This is a genomic window from Colwellia aquaemaris (assembly GCF_057548755.1).
The window spans coordinates 293562-311860 of the sequence record NZ_BAAJLV010000004.1 but is presented as its reverse complement, the minus strand read 5'-3'; the positions used below and the strand labels follow the sequence as shown (position 1 = coordinate 311860).

Sequence of the window (18299 nt, the reverse complement as noted above, 5' to 3'; positions counted from 1 at the left end):
TTAGATCATCAAAATTAATATAAATTTTACTACTGTAATATTCTGATCTTTGCTTGTTTTTTCTGCGTAGATTCTAGTGTGATTTAAAACGAGGATCAGACAGTGAAATATTTTAAAGTACTAAGTTTAACGCTATTTACTATGTTATTTTTACAAGCTTGTGATGATGAGGATGATAAAAAAACAGAAGTTGTTGAAACTGTAGTTGCGCCTACTACTATTGTTGATACAGCCATTGCCAATGGCCGTTTTACTACCTTAGTTGCTGCTTTGCAGGCAACAGGTTTAGATGCAACATTGGCAGATACTGCCAGTGATTTTACAGTTTTTGCGCCAACCGATGAGGCGTTCGCTTTACTGGGACAGGAAACTATAGATGCGCTGTTGGCAGACACTGAAACATTATCTGATATTTTAACTTATCACGTAATTTCCGGAGAGGTTAATGCCTCAACTGCAATTGGCTTAGCTGGTACTACGGTTGATATGGTCAATGGTGATGCCCTTGCTTTATCACTTGATGGCAGTAATTTATTGGTTAATACCGCGACAGTGATAACGACAGATATTCAAACCGATAACGGCATTATTCACGTTATTGACGCCGTACTGTTACCACCAGCTGATAAGGGCATGCCTACAAGTAGTATTTTAGAAACAGCTATTGCCAACGGTAATTTCACTACCCTTGTGGCAGCCTTGCAAGCTACAAGTCTCGATACGGTAGTTGCTGATGAAAGTGCTACCTTTACTGTATTTGCGCCAACGGATGACGCCTTTGCCTTAATTGGTGAAGAAACAATCAACACCTTGCTTGCAAACCCCGACGTACTTTCAAATATTTTACTTCAACATGTTATTGCTGACAGCGCTGTTGATTCAGTAACTGCGTTTTCGCTAAATGGTGCCAATGTAGAAACGGCTGCGATGACGAATATAGCGTTACAAATCAATGCAACTACCGACTTATTAATGTTTGGTGGCGCAAATATTGTCATGAAAGATATTTATACCAGCAATGGCATTATTCATGTGATTGACGCGGTAATTGTCGGTGACATAGATATTCCAGCTCCTGCGATGACCTTAGTTGATGTAGCGATAGCGAATGGAAATTTTACTATGCTTGTTGCAGCGCTGCAGTCAACGGGGTTAGATACCGTATTGAGCGATCTTGATAGTGATTTTACCGTATTTGCACCTTCTGATGACGCGTTTGCCAAACTACCTGCAGGTACGTTAGACAGTTTAACAAGCGAGCAATTAACCAATATTCTACTGTATCATGTACTATCAGGTGAGGTACTCGCAGATGGTGCAATTACTGTTGCACAGTCAATGGAAAATATGATTACTATGGCTAATAGTGATAAGGCTTCATTATCATTTGTTGACAGTATGTTATTTGTTAATGGTAGCAAGGTTAGTACTGCGGACGTTATGGCAGATAATGGTGTTATCCATGTTCTTGATAATGTTTTACTACCACCAGCCCAAATGGCAACACCAAGCCAAAATATTGTTGAAGTAGCGGTTGCTGATCCTGATAACTTTTCAACGTTAGTAACTGCATTAACGGCGGCTGACTTAGTGACAACATTATCAGATGAAGATGCTATGTTTACCGTATTTGCGCCAACAAATGCTGCTTTTGCCGCCATAGACCCGGATGCGTTATCAGCTTTATTAGCCGATACTGACGCGTTAACAAATGTACTGCTTACTCATGTTGTTGGTGGTGCTACTTTAAGCTCACTAGATGCATATGCTGCAAACGGAAAAATGCTGACAACGGCGTCAGGCACCGCAATTAATGTTGCAATAGATGCTGAAACAGGCATGTTGGTGATAGGTGGAGCCAATGTCGTGATCTCCGATATTTATACTACTAACGGAGTTATTCACGTAATCGATCGTATCATTCTAGAGTGAGCTATAGATATTTCTCTAAATGTATTAAGAATTTTATTTAGTGTAACCTTTTGCCCTCAATTTTGAGGGCTTTTTTTCTTATAGTTGATCGAATTATTTATTTGTTTCGTATACATCTTCATAAGCAAACAATTGAAATGTTAATGAATAAATCAAATATTGTACTTCCGGTTTTTCCATTGCCGGTATTTTTATTACCAGGAGGAATCACTCGTTTAAGAGTGTTTGAGCCACGATATTTAACGCTAGTTAAAATTGCCATAAAAGAGTGTGGTTTTTTAATTAAGTTAAATCATCAAGAAGCTTGTCTATCACAATGTCAGTGGGGCAGTTGGGTAGAAATTATTAATTTTGACCAAGCAGACGACCAAGTTTTAGAAATTGATGTTAAATGTATGTCACTGGTTGAGGTAATGTCGTTTAATACAACTAAAGATAATTTGAGTTTTGCATCTGTTGCACATCTACCACATTGGTCACAAAATTCTACTAACACAGATACCGCCCATTTAGTTCAGCCTTTGAACGCGGCATTTAAAGAGAATACCATCCTCAGTGAGCTTTATAGTGAACAGCTAACGGATAATGAAAATTGGGTTATTGCTCGCTGGCTCGAATTGTTGCCGGTTAGTTTAGCGGTTAAAAATAGCTTTGTTAGTCAGCATGATTTTGAAACAGCTAAAAGTTTTGTTGAATCTATTCTTGTTAAGTCTGTTAAACAAAGCCAATAAAATAATTTTAAAAAAGTGATCCTAACCAAATACTGTGCGTATTGAACTGTACTTTAGACGATAACTTGGTGGTTATTGCAATGCGAACTAACTTGCTAAGCAAAGTGACAAATGCTAAACCTAGTATAATGTCAGATAAAATAGATCATCCTCAGCTTTGTCAATGGCTTAATGCCGTTGCAGCTTCCCGAGATAAGCAAGCTTTCACGCACTTGTTTCGTTTTTTTGGACCCAAAATTCAGCGTATCGCTCGCAATAGATTCCCAAATGAAACACAAGCGAGTGAAGTTGTGCAAGAAACCATGAGTAATGTTTGGAGAAAGGCGCATTTATTTAATAAAGATAAAGGTGCTGCTACTACTTGGGTTTACACTGTGATGCGTAATGTCACCTTTGATATGTTACGTAAAATTAAAGGTAACAAAGAAGATAATCTCAGTGACGATATTTGGCCGTTGGCAGAAAGTATGGTGAATGAAAATGAAAGTTTTGATGACCATCTAGAAAATAAACAATTATTGAATGTTATTGAAAAGCTTCCTGAAGCACAGCAAGAAGTTGTTAAAGGGTTTTATTTTATGGAAATGTCGCAAGAGCAGCTCGCCGTGCACCTTAACTTACCTTTAGGAACAATAAAGTCTCGATTGCGTTTAGCATTGGCGAAATTGAAAGTGCAATTAGGAGAAGATCATGATTAAGCATCATCCAACATTTGAATTGATTCAATCTTTTGTCAATGGTGATTTACCAGCATCGCTATCAGCTGGTATCGCTATTCATGCTGACATGTGCCCTAAATGCCAACAACAAATTGCTCAATTAACAGAGCAAGTTGCAGAAGTAAGTTTTGAAGAAGCTTTCCTTGATAGATTTATTGTTGACGATGATAGTGAATTAGATACGTTTGATTTTGAAACTATGGTAGAGCAAATTACTCAGTCAAAAGAGGTATTCGAGATTAATCCTCAAATGGATAAAACTATAGTTTTTAATGAAAAGTCATACCTATTACCGCGTGCTTTAACGAATATGACATTAGGTAAAACGGCAAATATTGGCAAATTGGCAAGAGCCCGTATACAGCTCGATGAAAACGAAATTCATACCAGTTTATTGCAAATTGAGCCTGGTGGCTCAGTACCTGAACATACGCATAAAGGTTTTGAATTAACCGTGTTACTTGATGGCTCTTTTCATGATGAAAGCGGCGAATACGTAAAAGGTGACTTCATTATGCTCGATGGCTCTCATCAACATCACCCAGTATCTGACAATGGCTGTTTATGTTATACGGTTGCAAATGACGCATTACATTTTACGCAAGGGATAAACAAACTGCTTAATCCAATTGGTTCGTTTATTTATTAAAAGCAAGCAAGAAGGAGTTGAGATAATGATTCATTCTATTGATAAAAAAGATTTACATATTGGTATCAGTGCTTGCTTAATTGGTGAAAAAGTGCGCTTTGATGCCAGCAATAAACCGTCGAACTTCTGCATCAAAGAGTTAGGACAACACGTTACCTATAAATCGTTTTGCCCTGAGGTTGCGGTTGGTTTACCTATTCCTCGTCCCACCATTCGCCAGATTAAAGCAGACAATATAATTAGCGTTGCTAGACCTGATGGCTCAGGCGATGTGACCGAGGCACTTAGTGCCTATGGTAAAAAGGTCGCTGCAATGACCAAATATTTAAGTGGCTATGTATTTTGCGCCAAAAGCCCGAGCTGTGGAATGGAAAGAGTGAAAGTGTATAGCCCTGAAGGTAATGCGCTTGCATCAGATGGTATTGGTGCTTTTGCCAAAGAAATTATGCGTGCTAACCCGTCACTGCCATGTGAAGAAAATGGCCGCTTAAATGACCCATTAATTCGAGAAAACTTTGTTGCCCGTATTTACGCATACAAACATTGGCAAAATCTTGAAGCATCCGGTTTAACGAAGCACAAATTAACAACGTTTCATAGCCAATATAAATATACCGTAATGAGTCATGATTTAGTTGCTTATAAGGAGTTAGGTCAACTTTTAGCAAGAGCGGATATATCACTAGAGAAAATGGCTGAAACATATATTGCTGGTTTAATGGCTGCGTTAAAAATTAAAGCAACCCGTAAAAAACATGCGAATACCTTAGCGCATATTCAAGGCTATTTTTCTAAACATTTGAAGAGTAATGAGCGACAAGAATTATGCCAGCAAATTGATGCCTACCGAAAAGGGTTAATACCACTTTTTGCACCATTAACGCTGATAAAACACTATTTATTGCAATACCCAAAAGACTATTTATCAAAACAAGCTTATTTGTCGCCTTATCCCGATGAGCTTAAATTGAGATATGCTTATTAAACTTTTTGAAAAGGAACTCCCTTGTTACTTTGGTTTCGTAATGATTTAAGAACACACGATAACCCCGCCTTACATTATTTTCTGAAGTGTACTCGTTCAGAATCATCACGTAAGGCGTTTTTTTTTGTTAGTGAAGGTCAGTGGCAACAGCACGATTGGTCAGCAATTAAAATAGACTTTAAAAAAAGGCATGCTTTAGCACTTGTTGCTGAGTTAGCCGAACTGAATATATCTTTAGAGATAGTTTATGTTGATGATTTTAAAGGCCAAATATCTTATTTAAAAAATTATTGTCAAAAACATAACATTCAACAAGTTGCTGCAAACAGTGAACTTGAATTCAATGAGCAGCAACGTGATGCCGAGTGTGTAAAGCAGGGCATTGCGTTAAAGCTTTTCGAAGCTGACGTTATTGTGCCAAAAGGTAAGGTACTCAATCAGTCAGGGCAATTTTTTAAAGTTTTTACGCCTTTCAAAAAAGCATGGCTGCGATATGTTCAAACATTTGGTTTTGAATATTTAGGTAAAATTGACGGCGATAATGATAAAAGGCCTTTAGCAACAGCTTTGTTCGATAATGGTGCCTCAAATGCTTGGCCGCTTGCCAGTGAATTTGAAACAAAAGTATTGCCTCACTTTTTTAACGAGAAACTAACTGCTTATGCTAACGACCGTGATATTCCGTCAATTAAAGGCACCTCTGGAATTTCACCATATTTAGCCATTGGCGCTATTAGCCCGCGTTTTCTATTACTTTTACTTATCAATAAATTTCCAGATATTTTAGTGGCGACTGACAGCCCTGAGTTTGCTTGGTTAAATGAAATAATATGGCGCGAATTCTATCGTCACTTGCTGTTTCATGAACAACGCTTATGTAAACATCAAAGTTTTAACGAAAAATACCAAAATATTGAATGGCGTTCTGAGCAAGCATTATTTCAAGCTTGGTGTGACGGCAAAACAGGTTACCCTTTGGTTGATGCTGCCATGCGACAATTAAACAAAACGGGTTGGATGCATAACCGCTTGCGTATGGTTGTGGCAAGCTTTTTAACCAAGCACTTACTTATTGATTGGCGTTTAGGTGAAAAGTACTTTATGCAAAAACTTATTGACGGTGATTTAGCTGCCAATAATGGTGGCTGGCAATGGGCGGCGAGTACCGGTTGTGATGCTCAGCCATATTTCAGAATATTTAATCCTATTAGGCAAAGTGAAAGATTTGATCCTAATGGAGACTTTATTCGTAAATATATACCAGAGTTAGTGGAAGTACCTGTAAAGCATATACATTTTCCACATCAATATATTAAGAATAATCAAAAGACATTATATTGGCCGCCGATAGTCGAACACAAAGCAGCTAGGCTGAAAGCGTTAGCTTTTTATAAAAGATAACGTCGCATCTTTGTACATTATTAGGTTTTAGTAACGTCATTTAAATTGAGAAGTAGTGGTAGAAATTATGCAAAATTACGCAATAGATAACCCTATAAATAATGCCCCCGTATGGTTGCATAACTTTGTTGATATTTACCAAACACTTGCAACAGACAATCTTGATTTACTCTCAATTATTTATCATGAGAATGTCGTCTTCACCGATCCTATGCATCAAGTTCAAGGCTTTGATAACTTAAAGCAATATTTTAAAAATTTATATCAAAACTTAACTAGTTGTAATTTTGTTATTAATCATGTGATTTTGTCAGCAGATGAGGCAGCAATTTATTGGACTATGTCTTACCAGCATCCAAAGTTAAATTATGGACAAAGAGTGACTGTTGACGGTCATTCACATATTAAAGGTGCTGAAGATAAAGTGATTTACCACCGTGATTACTTAGACCTTGGCGCTATGCTTTATGAACAACTACCGGTCTTTGGCAAGCTAACCCGATGGATTAAAGCTAAGGCTGCTAAATAATGACTTGTAAAAATATATTAATCACTGGCGCCACATCTGGCATAGGCTTAGCGTTGTTAGAGCAATATGTGCAAAGAGGCGACAAAGTGATTGCTTGTGGCCGAACCCAGCCTAAATTAAACGCATTACGTGATAAAGCAAATAAGCTTTGTTTATTTGACATGACTAATGCCGCTGAAGTTGAGGCGGCTACTAAACAAATAGAAAGCCTAGACATTGTTATTTTGAACGCCGGTGATTGTAAATATATTGATGACGCTAAACACTTTGATGGCAAATTATTTTCCGACATTATAAATACTAACTTAACGTCAATGGGCGCTTTACTACAGTTTCTGCTTCCTAAAGTCACTAAAGGAGGACAAGTAGTGTTTATTAGCTCAAGCGCAACTATAGTGCCATTCCCGAGAAGCGAGGCATATGGTGCATCTAAAGCGGGAATGGATTATCTGGCCAATAGTTTACGTATTGATTTAGCTAACGATTTAATTGACGTAACGCTAATACACCCAGGTTTTGTAAAAACACCGTTAACAGATAAAAATACCTTTGAGATGCCTTTTATCATCACCAGCGATGAAGCTGCAACACGCATTATTAAAGGAGTTGATAAGCGTAAGTCATATATTCATTTCCCTAAACGACTGACTTTTTTGTTGAAACTTTTCTCATTTTTACCGTCGTCAATTTGGCAGACTTTAATCACAAGGAAGCACAATAGATGAAGCATATTGCTATTATAGGCTCGGGTATTTCGGGTTTAACCGCTGCCTACCTCTTGTCAAAAAAACACCAAGTAACGGTTTTTGAAAAAGATGAACGTATTGGTGGGCATACTGCCACTGTCGACATTGAAAAAGATGGTGAATACTATGCCATTGATACGGGTTTTATTGTCTTTAACGACAAAACCTATCCTAATTATTTAGCGCTATTGAATGAAATAGGTATTGGTAAGCAAGCAACAGAAATGAGTTTCTCTGTGCATAACTGCCAAACTGGATTGGAATACAATGGCCATAACTTAGACACACTCTTTGCACAGAGAGGTAATATTTTTAGGCCAAAATTTTGGTTACTGGTAAAAGAAATTTTAAGGTTTAATAAGTTATGCAAAGTGGTTTATCAGCAGGAAAATTATCTTAGTGGCTATACATTGGGGCGCTTTTTAAGTGAAAATAACTTTAGTGATTACTTTGCAGAGCACTATATTTTGCCTATGGGGGCAGCGATTTGGTCAAGCTCACTAGCGCAGATGGAAGATTTTGAATTTAAGTTTTTTGTGCAGTTCTTTCATAATCACGGCTTGTTAAATATTGCTGACCGGCCACAGTGGTATGTTATTCCAAATGGCTCTCGAAGTTATCTAGCGCCATTATGTATGCCTTTTCAGGAAAACATTAAGTTAAACGTCGATATTGCGGGCATTACTCGAGCTGATAGTAAGGTGCAGTTGCGTTTTTATGATGGCCATAGTGAAGTTTTTGATGACGTGGTGATTGCTTGTCATTCCGATCAAGCACTAGCGCTGTTAAGTGACGCAAGTAAAGATGAACAAAAGATACTCTCTGCAATGCCTTACAGTGAAAATTCAGTTGTTCTCCATACCGATAAATCCTTATTACCCAAGCGAGAAAAAGCGTGGGCGAGTTGGAACTATCAGCTTAGCCAAGATCGCCATCAGGCGGCAAGTGTTACCTATAATATGAACATTCTTCAGGGAATTAGTAGCGAACATACTTTTTGTGTCACCTTAAATCAAAAAGCCGATATTAACCCTAAGGAAATATTGAAAGAGTTTACCTATCACCACCCGATATTTTCAACGGACTCTATCCAAGCTCAAAAACAAAGAAACGTAATTTGCGGTGTAAATCATACCCATTTTGCCGGAGCATATTGGCACAATGGTTTTCATGAAGATGGTGTGCGAAGCGCGGTAGAAGTTGCCAAGCGCTTTGGTTGCTATTTAGATGAAGTTGAAAGTGGCTCTGTGTAATGTCAGCTTTCAGCCAAAGTTATTTATATTTAGGCAACATTGTACATCGACGCTTCTCGCCTAAAAAACACAGTTTTAATTACGCTTTGTTTATGTTGGCACTTGATTTATCTGATCTTGAAGATAAAAAGCAAAGTTTAGGTTTGTTTGGTTTTTCATGGTATTACCCGCTTCGTTTTGTTGAAAAAGATTACTTGCGAGGTGAACCAAAATCATTACGTCACCGTATTACTGAAAAAGTACAGCAGTTAAACGGGCATCATGATATTGAAAAAATTGTGATGTTAGTGCAAGTACGATGTTTTGGCATCTATTTCAGTCCGGCAAACTTCTATTTTTGCTATGACCAAGCTGGCAATTGTACGCAAATGCTGGTGGAAGTAAGTAACACACCCTGGAATGAACGGCATTACTATTTAGTTGACCTGTTCACAGAGGGCGAAAAAGTTAACAAAAAAGCATTTCAGGTTTCGCCATTTATGGATTTAGATATGTCTTATTTTTGGCAAGTAAAAGCGCCAAATAACGATAATGACAAGTTGATGATCAATATCGTAAATAAGCGTATTGATCATCAAAATGGTGAAACAACAAATTTATTTGATGTTAACTTACGAATGAAGCGTAGGGCATTTACTAAACATAATTTGTTGAAAGTTTGGTGTCAGCTTCCTGTTATGACCGTAAAGATTGTTGCTGGCATTTACTGGCAAGCGTTAAAACTGTTGATTAAGCGAGTACCTTTTTTAGGTTACCAAAAAAATAATTAGGAGTATTTTATGGAACAAATTGAGGATATCAGCATAACAAAGCAGCTTAATTGGTTAGATAAGCGCTGTCGCAGTCTTGTTCATTCAGTATTTTCTAAATTTGACTATGGCCAGCTGGAAGTTGTTGAGGGCAACGCCCATTTACTTTTTCCAGTGACTGCTGATAAATCATCAATTAAAGCAAAAATACATATCCATGACCTTAGTGTTTATCGTGATTTTGTTAAAGGCGGTAGTATTGGAGCTGCACAAGCCTATATTGATGGCAAATGGAGTAGCCCAAAGTTAACTGATGTTATTCGTATTTTTGCGAAAGCGCAGCAAGCCACTGATAGCTTGGAAGCTAAAAAGTCTTGGTCAAATAAAATAAAAAATGCCATTAGCCACTGGCAAAATAGAAATACGCAATCAGGTTCAAAACGCAATATTTTATCTCATTATGATTTAGGTAATGAACTTTATACGCGATTTTTAGACCCTGAAATGATGTACTCGTCGGCTATTTATCCAAACGAAGATGCGACGTTGTCGCAAGCTCAACTTTTTAAATTGGCAACTATTTGCCAACGCCTTGAGTTAAAAAGTACCGATGAATTGTTGGAAATAGGCACCGGCTGGGGCGGCCTTGCCATTTATGCTGCGCAATACTATGGTTGCAATGTGACTACTACCACGATTTCAGACGCTCAGTATGAATACGCTAAAGAACGCATTGAAAAGTTAGGGCTAACAAATAAAATTACCTTGTTAAAAAAGGATTACCGAGACCTGACGGGCAACTTTGATAAGGTCGTTTCGATTGAAATGATTGAAGCGGTTGGTTATGAGTTTTTACCGAGTTTTTTCCAGCAATGTAATGAGCGTTTAAAGACAGGTGGTAAGTTACTAATTCAGTCGATAACCATTGCCGACCAACGATTTGAACATTATAAAAACAATGTTGATTTTATACAGCGTTACATCTTCCCTGGTGGGTTTTTACCGTCAATAAATTGTTTAACGCAGCACGTCACTGATCATAGTCAGCTTGTCGTTGAGTCTCTTGATGATATTGGCCTCGATTACGCGAGAACATTAGCCGATTGGCGAGCAAACTTTATCAATGCATGGCCAGAATTAGTTAAATTTGGTTATGACAAAGCATTTAAGCGTTTATGGCTTTATTACTTTGCCTACTGTGAAGGGGCTTTTTTAGAGCGTTCAATTAGTACCGTACATTTAGTTGCTCGAAAGTAGACAGCTACTGTTTTAATAGATTGGCCTAGGTCTCACCACTAAAAAGGCACTAATTTTCGTATCTCAATATTTCATTTAGCATTGCTCATGTCATTATTTAGTTAACAACTAAATAATGACATTTTAACTCGTTAAAGTTTGCTTTTCAGGTCAAGTTAAGTGCACACTGAAAGCAATCATTACAAGGAGTTATGTCCATATGTTGAAATCTTGTTCTCGTGTTTTTGGCGTTTTTTTTCTGTTGTTATCAACAACATTGTTTGCATTAGAATCTAAATCTATTGCTGAGAATGTCCCGAAAGCACTTACGCCATGGTTATCATGGGTTATAGATGGTAATGAGGCTTATAAGTGCCCATTTATTAATCGTAGTGATTTTAGTCAAAAGAAAAACCATATTTGTGCTTGGCCGAGCACGTTAATACTTGATGTCACTGATGAAGGCGCAACGTTTCAACAGTCATGGCAAGTACTGGCAAAAAGCACTATTCCTTTGCCGGGGAGTTCGGAAAATTGGCCGTTATCCGTCAAAGTCAATAATAAGTTTTTGCCGGTAATTTTATATCAAGGCCAGCCAGCTATTACCTTAGAAAAAGGCGAATATCAGGTTACAGGGCAATTTAACTGGCCGACCATTCCTGAAAGTATCAAGATTCCGCGCCAATATGCCTTTGTGAAAATGAGCATTAATGACCAGGCGATTACTTTTCCTAAAATTGAAGATAATGATCTATGGCTGCAAGAATTAGAGCCAAGCCAAGCACAACATGACTCAATTGCTGTTACAGTTGCACGCCGTGTTACTGACGGAAGTCACATTGCCTTAGATACTTATTTAGATTTTAATGTTTCTGGAAAAATGCGTGAAGTTATTGTTGGCCGCGCTTTACCTGAAAATATTGAACTAGTTGGCATTGATTCTGAACTGCCGGCATTTTTGGATGCTGATGGATTGCTACACGTAAAACTTAAGCCAGGTAATTGGCAAATGCTAATACGCGGTTATGCGAAACAAACATTATTAACATGGCAAAAACCAATACAGTCCCACCATTGGCCGAAAGAAGAGATTTGGGTATTTAAAGGAGATGAAAGTTTACGTATTGGTAAGTTAAGTGGCGGCCAAATGATCGATAGTAATCAAGCTGATATGCCAAGGTCTTGGTACACACTACCGAGTTATTTATTAAAAGAGGGTGACGCACTTAGTTATGACATTCAACATAGAGGCAAGCCTGTTCATATTGAAAACCAGTTAACGCTTAACCGCACTTTATGGCTGTCGTTTGACGGCGCTAGTTATACATTTAATGATAATATTCGCGGCCAAATGATTAATGACTGGCGCTTAAGTATGCTTTCACCGTACATACTTGAATCTGCCGAAGATCAAGATGGTTCAGTACTAATTACCAGTAAAGATGAAGAGGAGCGAGGCATAGAAAATCGCTATCCGGGCACTGATATTAAGGCTCGTGGCGTCTTTCAAGCTGAAAGTGAAATTGCCATAAGTGGATGGCAAAGCAACTTTGAACGTGTTTCGTTGAGGCTAAATTTGCCGCCAGGTAATAAGCTTTTTGCAGTATTTGGTGCTGACAGTGTTTCGAATAGCTGGTGGGGTAATTGGACCATTTGGGCAAGCTTTATTGTCTTACTTTCGGCTTTTGTTGCCAGTCGTATTGTTAGTGTTAGTGCTGGTGTGGTAACCGCGATAATGCTGATTGCGATTTATCAAGAAAGCGGTGTGCCGCTATTTGCCATTGTTAATTTTTTACTGGCGGTTGCTGTTAAAACGCATCAACCGTTTACGTCGTTAAAAACAATAGTTAATGGTTACTGGGCATTTAGTGTCGCCTTAGTTGTTGGCACTATTTTGTATTTTAGTGCCATGCAATTAAGAACAGTTATTCATCCGCAACTCGAAGCTAATGTCACTAAAGTGCAAAGTTTTAACGACCGCAGTAATGCGGAAATGAGCATTGTTAATGATTTGGTTAAATCCAGAGCTGAAAAGCAAGCTTTGTCAGCGCAACAAGATGTTGAACGTATTGAAGTGACAGGTAGCCGTATTAAAAGAGCGGATTTATTGATGGAGCGTTATCAATCAGACGCTATGATACAAGCGGGCTCAGGTATTCCTGATTGGCAGTGGCAACCATATACTATTAACTGGCACAGCCCTGTAACTCAAGGACAAACCTTTGATGTGATAGTTTTATCAAAGAACAGTTATCGAGTCGTTAAAGTGCTAGGCGTTTTATTGGCGCTATTATGGTTAGTATTGGTGCTAAAAGATAATATTAAGCTGAAAATTAACAATTTAAGCTCGCCAGCATTAATGACTTTATTTGCTTTAGGCTTATTACTTCCTGGCTATACAGGAAAAGTAGAAGCGGCTAACTTTCCACCACAAGCCTTGCTCGAAGAGCTGCAACAGCGCGTATTAGCAGCCCCAAAATGTGCGCCTAGCTGTGCCTTAATTAATCAGATAAAAGTGCAAAGCCATGCGTCGCAGTTAACCATTACACTTAACGTTCATGCGAACGCAGAAACAGCAATCGCCTTGCCAAAATCAGAATTTTGGCGACCGGAAAAACTCTTACTAAATGGCAAGCCTGTACAGAGTTTATTTAAACAAGGCCGCTGGCTATACATTCCTGTTGCACAAGGTATTTCAACCTTTACACTACAGGGTGAAATTGCACCGGTAGATAGTTTCCAACTTGAGTTTAAAGATAAGCCTCAGCATGTTGAATTAGGCTCAAATAATGCTTGGCAAGTGGTGGGCGTGCAAGCGAATCATTTAACCGGTAATACCTTAGCGTTTCTTTCGTTAGCCAATGAACAAGCACTCAATAATAGCGATACAGCTAAGGAAAATAATACTTCGTCAACGCGATATGCTTATCAGCCTTTCGTGAAGGTGGTGAGGGAGTTATCTATTGACCAAATATGGACAGTAACAACGACGATAAAACGCATTGCGCCAAGTTCTGGCTCTATTAATATGCAAATACCTATTTTGCCGGGTGAGCGTATTATTAGCGCTGATATGATAGTAGAAAATGCACAAGTTAATGTCACATTGCCTGCTGGTGAAAATGAGTTTCGTTGGAACTCAACACTTGAACGACAAGCGTTATTGTCTTTGCAAGCCAGTGCAACGTTACCTTTGGTAGAACAATGGCAAGTTATTGTTAATCCATCGTGGCATGCGGATATCAGTGGTATACCTATGATTTTAGGTGCACAACAGCCCGATGATTACTATTCGTATTTGTTTTATCCTTATCCGGGGGAAACGTTAACTATTGCTACATCTCGACCAAACGCAGTTAAAGGCGAAATTCTAGCAATTGACCGAGTAAATCTTGAAATTGAGCAGGGCACTCGCACCTCGAAATTACACTTGTCATTTGACTACCGAAGCACTCGCGGCGGTGAGCATCATATTGAATTGCCTGATAGTTATCAGTTAAAAGAAATTAGAACTGATAATAAATTGATTAACTTGCAACTTGAGCAAGGTAAATTGGCTTTGCCAATTTTACCCGGTAAGCATACTATTCAAATTTCAATGCGCTCAAATACCAGCAATGAATTATTACTCACAGTACCTACTATCAACTTAAATGCGCCAGTTAGTAATATCACCAGTATTGTTAACTTAACACGACAGCGCTGGGTGCTTTGGACTGATGGCCCAATACTTGGTCCTGCAGTGCTATATTGGGGAGAATTATTAGCTTTTATTTTATTAGCAATATTTGTAGCACGTGTGCCATTCTCGCCATTAACTTTAGTGAGTTGGATAGCTTTAGGTTTTGGCCTAAGCTTGAATAACTGGGGGATATTAATGCTAGTAGCGGTTTGGTTTGCATCCTTGACTGCAAGCACTTATCGACCAAAAAATTTAAACCGACTAGCTTTTAATTTTTCACAATTTATTTTATACGGCTTATCCATCGTTACGGTATTAGCTTTAATCGCTGTTATTCCTACCAGTCTATTAAGCTCACCAAATATGGGTATAACCGGTAATTATTCTTTTGGAAATAACCTTCAGTGGTTTGCCGATAAATCGGACGGACTATTACCTGATATTACTGTGCTTAGCATTCCGGTATTATTCTATAAAGGGCTTATGCTTGCTTGGGTTATTTGGTTGAGTTTTACCAGCTTGTCTTGGATAAAGTGGGCATGGGGGAAACTAGGGGCACAAGGTTACTGGCGGGCAAAACCGCAAGTGGTAACAAAAACGCCTGCGATCAAAGAGCAAGAATAGCGGTAACTGCTTGTTAAATAATTACCGTAGTGAATTATCAGCCTTGCGTGCAGTTATGAGAGCTTTTATTGATCTAGCGTTAGCTGCACGAATTTAATTGTTGCTACTATCTTACTCAAATTTAGCGCTGAAATAAGCGATAGTTTAATTTGGAATGATAATGAGCAACATTGAGATTACCGATAATCAAGCCCAAAAAACTTTAACATCTAACATGAAAGCAGAAGTTAGCTATGTTGGTTTTTGGGCGCGATTTGCAGCGAGTATTATCGACACGATTATTCTCATTATGATCACCTTTCCCATTTTATTTTTGATATACGGCGGTGAATACTTTTATTCTGGAGAATCAGTACAAGGTTGGCTCGACGTTATTATTAGCTATGTATTTCCTATACTCGCCATTATTCTATTTTGGCTTTATAAGTCAGCAACACCAGGGAAAATAGCCTTATTGGCAAAAGTGGTTGATGAGAAAACCGGTAATAAGCTTAGTGTTAAGCAAGCACTTATTCGCTATGTTGGCTATTACATTTCCTTATTGCCACTAGGGCTTGGTTTTTTCTGGATCGCAATGGATAAAAAGAAGCAAGGCTGGCATGACAAGTTAGCTGGCTCTGTTGTTATACGTGTTAATACCGACGAAGATTAATATCTAGAGGGTATTGATACGTATCTCGTGTTAATGCGTTTTTCGTTTTAATGACAATGGTAAATAAATTACTCCCACGATTAATTTTGCGTGCAATTTAATTGCTTTATGCAAATACTTGCTAATTGTAAGCTTATGTTTCTGCTTGCTATTTGACCTGAAATTCATCCCTCTTATCTCATAATCATCGCGAATAAATGCTGGCTACATTAGGATTTATTGACCACATTTAAGGGATTAGCGTATGAATAAAATAATAACAACAACAGTCATTTTACTGGCCTGTTACTTTGGTGATAGTGCTGTGGCTTTTGCTAGTGACAATAAAACAAAAATAATCAATAAAGTTGTCTCTGGCTATGGTGAAGAGCACTTTAAAGCAATCAAAAGTATTAACGTAAAGGATACCTATAAAAGTTTTCGTTACGGGCAAAGTGAAAGCCCAAACGCGGTCGACTTGGTAAACTATCGCTCAGACAGCACTATTGATTTTATCAATAAAAGAAAAAACTTTAAGTGGATACGAGGCGATAAAGACAGCTTCTCTATTCAACATCAAATGTTTGATGGTAAGCAAGGTTATCAACTTAACCACAATTTAAAAACCTTATCTATTAATAGCAATTTAAGTTATGCACGCACCGACCGTCGTCACTTTTACTATTTAGATACCGCATTAGCGGTGTTACTTTATCGAAATATTGACGATGTAACAGTACTTGATGACGAGGTAACCTTTGACTCGACGTTATTTAAAGTTAAATTAGCGATGCAAGGCTACGAGGAATTAACGTTATTTATTAATCAGCAAACGGGCTTAATCGTTAAAATGTCAAAGCCAGATTGGCAGCCGGGTAAACTGTTTGTTTATAACTATTCTAAGGTTAAATCTCAGCAAGAGGTGAAGTTCGCTACCAGCACCTATGTAACCAGAGGTGGTCAGCCTTATATGGTGTCAGTTGCACGAAAATTAACCATTAACCCAGATGTAAGCCAAGCGTTTGAGTTACCAGATAATTATCAAGATAGCGCGCCAACACTGTCGTTTTCAGAAATGATGGTGGAAAAAATTGATGACAATATTTACCTTGCTGGACAAGACTGGGGTTTTTCAGTCTTTCTAGATGCTGGCGATTACTTTATTGGCACTGGTGGTTATGAAGACTTAACACAACGCTTTTTAGCAGTACAAAAGCTTACTGGTTCTCAAAAGCCCTTGAAGTATCAAGTGGTAAGTCATCATCATATTGACCACCTTGAAGGAATGAAAGAGGCATTTGAGCTAGGCGTGAAGTTTATTAGTGTGCAAGCGCACCAAGCACGAATTAAAGAGCTAGCCTATGCTGATATCGCGCCGGAACGCTTTGAAGTAGTAGAGGGCAATGCTAGTTTTGCAAATGGCGCGTTAAAAGTATTCGACTTTGCCAGTGGTCATGCAACACATAATTTAATTAGTTATTTTCCACAGGCAAAATTATTATTTACCGCGGATATGTTCTTCTCTCGTAAAGTTAGTGGCTCGCCTAGCGGAGGCCAAACACTTAAGTTATTAGCAGAGCGTTTAGCAGAAGAACAAATAGCTGTTGAGCTTTTTGCCGCTGCTCATAGCGGCCGAGTGCTGACCTCGAAAGACTTTAACTATGCGTTATCTAATACGACGAAAAGTCAGTGCCCAAATAGTTGGCAAATATGCCATAGCTTTTTATCAGAATAAATTTGACGGATATGCCTTTGTCGCAGGGGAGGTTAACCCTCAATGGCAAAGGCTGGGTTGTTAATTCAATATAACCGGCGCTAACGATAGTACTAATAGTATTGCCATGGTGAAATTAAAAAGCCTCAAACGCCTTTTATTGGTCAAAAATATTTGCAGTTTTTCACCAAGCACTATCCAGCTACTAATGCATGGAAAATTCACTAAACCAAAAATTAAGGCAACAATGAGCACAGCCGTTAAGTTTTTTGATGGCGCATATACACTAATTGCGGTTAGTGCCATGGTCCACGCTTTTGGATTCACCCACTGAAACATAGCCGCTTGCATAAAAGTAAGCGGTACTGACTTTTTCTGAGTTTGATCATCTGTTGATTTAATTGATGTGTCAGACATGGCAATTTTAGTCGCCAAATACAGTAGATAAACAATACTCAATACTTTCAGTATTTGGTAACTGATTGGGAATGCATCGAATACTTGCATAATTCCCATACCAACAAGGGCAACCATAACGGTAAAACCAATTCCAACTCCTAAGGCATGTGGTAATGTTTGTTTAAAGCCAAAATTAGCGCCTGAATTCATTAGCATTAAATTATTTGGACCAGGTGTGATTGACGACACAAAAGCAAAAATGGCTAAAGCGGTAAGTATTTCAGCATTCACTAATTTAATCCTTTGTTGTTTTCGTTGT

Annotated in this window: 15 protein-coding genes; 14 read left to right on the top strand and 1 reads right to left on the bottom strand. The window is 38.3% G+C overall.

What is annotated here, in order from left to right; all coding sequences use genetic code 11:
• The first annotated feature begins 141 nt into the window (after nucleotides 1–141).
• The 14 genes from AC27HL_RS13350 to AC27HL_RS13285 all read left to right on the top strand — a co-directional run bounded on the left by AC27HL_RS13350 (nucleotide 142) and on the right by AC27HL_RS13285 (nucleotide 17602).
• Complete coding sequence (locus tag AC27HL_RS13350) at nucleotides 142–1932, top strand: fasciclin domain-containing protein (protein WP_487081708.1); 1791 nt, start codon at nucleotides 142–144, stop codon at nucleotides 1930–1932.
• Between the two features lie 143 nt (nucleotides 1933–2075).
• On the top strand, nucleotides 2076–2663 hold the full coding sequence (locus AC27HL_RS13345) for an LON peptidase substrate-binding domain-containing protein (protein ID WP_487081541.1): 588 nt from the start codon (nucleotides 2076–2078) through the stop codon (nucleotides 2661–2663).
• 128 nt (nucleotides 2664–2791) lie between these two features.
• Nucleotides 2792–3361 (top strand): sigma-70 family RNA polymerase sigma factor, encoded by a 570-nt coding sequence (locus AC27HL_RS13340; RefSeq protein ID WP_487081707.1) that lies wholly within the window; start codon nucleotides 2792–2794, stop codon nucleotides 3359–3361.
• Nucleotides 3354–4031: a ChrR family anti-sigma-E factor gene (locus tag AC27HL_RS13335; protein WP_487081539.1), complete on the top strand. Its 678-nt coding sequence runs from the start codon at nucleotides 3354–3356 to the stop codon at nucleotides 4029–4031. The genes AC27HL_RS13340 and AC27HL_RS13335 overlap by 8 nt, the downstream gene beginning before the upstream one ends.
• Nucleotides 4032–4056: 25 nt before the next feature.
• Nucleotides 4057–5016 (top strand): YbgA family protein, encoded by a 960-nt coding sequence (locus AC27HL_RS13330; protein WP_487081538.1) that lies wholly within the window; start codon nucleotides 4057–4059, stop codon nucleotides 5014–5016.
• Nucleotides 5017–5037: 21 nt separating this feature from the next.
• The gene (gene phrB, locus AC27HL_RS13325; RefSeq protein WP_487081536.1) at nucleotides 5038–6417 is read left to right on the top strand and encodes a deoxyribodipyrimidine photo-lyase; all 1380 of its coding nucleotides are present in this window, start codon (nucleotides 5038–5040) and stop codon (nucleotides 6415–6417) included.
• Between the two features lie 67 nt (nucleotides 6418–6484).
• Nucleotides 6485–6946 carry a nuclear transport factor 2 family protein gene (locus AC27HL_RS13320; protein ID WP_487081534.1) on the top strand — a complete coding sequence of 154 codons (462 nt, stop codon included), beginning with the start codon at nucleotides 6485–6487 and terminating at the stop codon, nucleotides 6944–6946.
• Nucleotides 6946–7671 (top strand): SDR family NAD(P)-dependent oxidoreductase, encoded by a 726-nt coding sequence (locus tag AC27HL_RS13315; RefSeq protein ID WP_487081532.1) that lies wholly within the window; start codon nucleotides 6946–6948, stop codon nucleotides 7669–7671. Before AC27HL_RS13320 ends, AC27HL_RS13315 begins: the two co-directional genes overlap by 1 nt.
• Nucleotides 7668–8945: an NAD(P)/FAD-dependent oxidoreductase gene (locus tag AC27HL_RS13310; protein ID WP_487081530.1), complete on the top strand. Its 1278-nt coding sequence runs from the start codon at nucleotides 7668–7670 to the stop codon at nucleotides 8943–8945. The genes AC27HL_RS13315 and AC27HL_RS13310 overlap by 4 nt, the downstream gene beginning before the upstream one ends.
• Entirely contained in the window at nucleotides 8945–9715 is a 771-nt protein-coding gene (locus AC27HL_RS13305) for a DUF1365 domain-containing protein (protein WP_487081529.1), read from the top strand. Before AC27HL_RS13310 ends, AC27HL_RS13305 begins: the two co-directional genes overlap by 1 nt.
• Nucleotides 9716–9724: 9 nt before the next feature.
• Nucleotides 9725–10951 (top strand): class I SAM-dependent methyltransferase, encoded by a 1227-nt coding sequence (locus tag AC27HL_RS13300; RefSeq protein WP_487081527.1) that lies wholly within the window; start codon nucleotides 9725–9727, stop codon nucleotides 10949–10951.
• Nucleotides 10952–11150: 199 nt separating this feature from the next.
• Nucleotides 11151–15236 carry a hypothetical protein gene (locus AC27HL_RS13295; protein ID WP_487081525.1) on the top strand — a complete coding sequence of 1362 codons (4086 nt, stop codon included), beginning with the start codon at nucleotides 11151–11153 and terminating at the stop codon, nucleotides 15234–15236.
• 160 nt (nucleotides 15237–15396) lie between these two features.
• Complete coding sequence (locus AC27HL_RS13290; RefSeq protein ID WP_487081524.1) at nucleotides 15397–15888, top strand: RDD family protein; 492 nt, start codon at nucleotides 15397–15399, stop codon at nucleotides 15886–15888.
• Between the two features lie 244 nt (nucleotides 15889–16132).
• Nucleotides 16133–17602, top strand: a complete 1470-nt coding sequence (locus tag AC27HL_RS13285) for an MBL fold metallo-hydrolase (protein WP_487081522.1) — start codon at nucleotides 16133–16135, stop codon at nucleotides 17600–17602.
• 60 nt (nucleotides 17603–17662) lie between these two features.
• Here AC27HL_RS13285 and AC27HL_RS13280 read toward each other — a convergent pair whose 3' ends face one another.
• The gene (locus AC27HL_RS13280; protein ID WP_487081521.1) at nucleotides 17663–18271 is read right to left on the bottom strand and encodes a LysE family translocator; all 609 of its coding nucleotides are present in this window, start codon (nucleotides 18269–18271) and stop codon (nucleotides 17663–17665) included.
• Nucleotides 18272–18299: the final 28 nt, after the last annotated feature.

Excerpts from the sequence above, each read along its gene's own strand:
- AC27HL_RS13350 (WP_487081708.1), top strand. The coding sequence starts at position 142 with ATGTTATTTTTACAAGCTTGTGATGATGAGGATGATAAAAAAACAGAA.
- AC27HL_RS13345 (WP_487081541.1), top strand. The coding sequence starts at position 2,076 with ATGAATAAATCAAATATTGTACTTCCGGTTTTTCCATTGCCGGTATTT.
- AC27HL_RS13340 (WP_487081707.1), top strand. The coding sequence starts at position 2,792 with ATGTCAGATAAAATAGATCATCCTCAGCTTTGTCAATGGCTTAATGCC.
- AC27HL_RS13335 (WP_487081539.1), top strand. The coding sequence starts at position 3,354 with ATGATTAAGCATCATCCAACATTTGAATTGATTCAATCTTTTGTCAAT.
- AC27HL_RS13330 (WP_487081538.1), top strand. The coding sequence starts at position 4,057 with ATGATTCATTCTATTGATAAAAAAGATTTACATATTGGTATCAGTGCT.
- AC27HL_RS13320 (WP_487081534.1), top strand. The coding sequence starts at position 6,485 with ATGCAAAATTACGCAATAGATAACCCTATAAATAATGCCCCCGTATGG.
- AC27HL_RS13315 (WP_487081532.1), top strand. The coding sequence starts at position 6,946 with ATGACTTGTAAAAATATATTAATCACTGGCGCCACATCTGGCATAGGC.
- AC27HL_RS13310 (WP_487081530.1), top strand. The coding sequence starts at position 7,668 with ATGAAGCATATTGCTATTATAGGCTCGGGTATTTCGGGTTTAACCGCT.
- AC27HL_RS13305 (WP_487081529.1), top strand. The coding sequence starts at position 8,945 with ATGTCAGCTTTCAGCCAAAGTTATTTATATTTAGGCAACATTGTACAT.
- AC27HL_RS13300 (WP_487081527.1), top strand. The coding sequence starts at position 9,725 with ATGGAACAAATTGAGGATATCAGCATAACAAAGCAGCTTAATTGGTTA.
- AC27HL_RS13295 (WP_487081525.1), top strand. The coding sequence starts at position 11,151 with ATGTTGAAATCTTGTTCTCGTGTTTTTGGCGTTTTTTTTCTGTTGTTA.
- AC27HL_RS13290 (WP_487081524.1), top strand. The coding sequence starts at position 15,397 with ATGAGCAACATTGAGATTACCGATAATCAAGCCCAAAAAACTTTAACA.
- AC27HL_RS13285 (WP_487081522.1), top strand. The coding sequence starts at position 16,133 with ATGAATAAAATAATAACAACAACAGTCATTTTACTGGCCTGTTACTTT.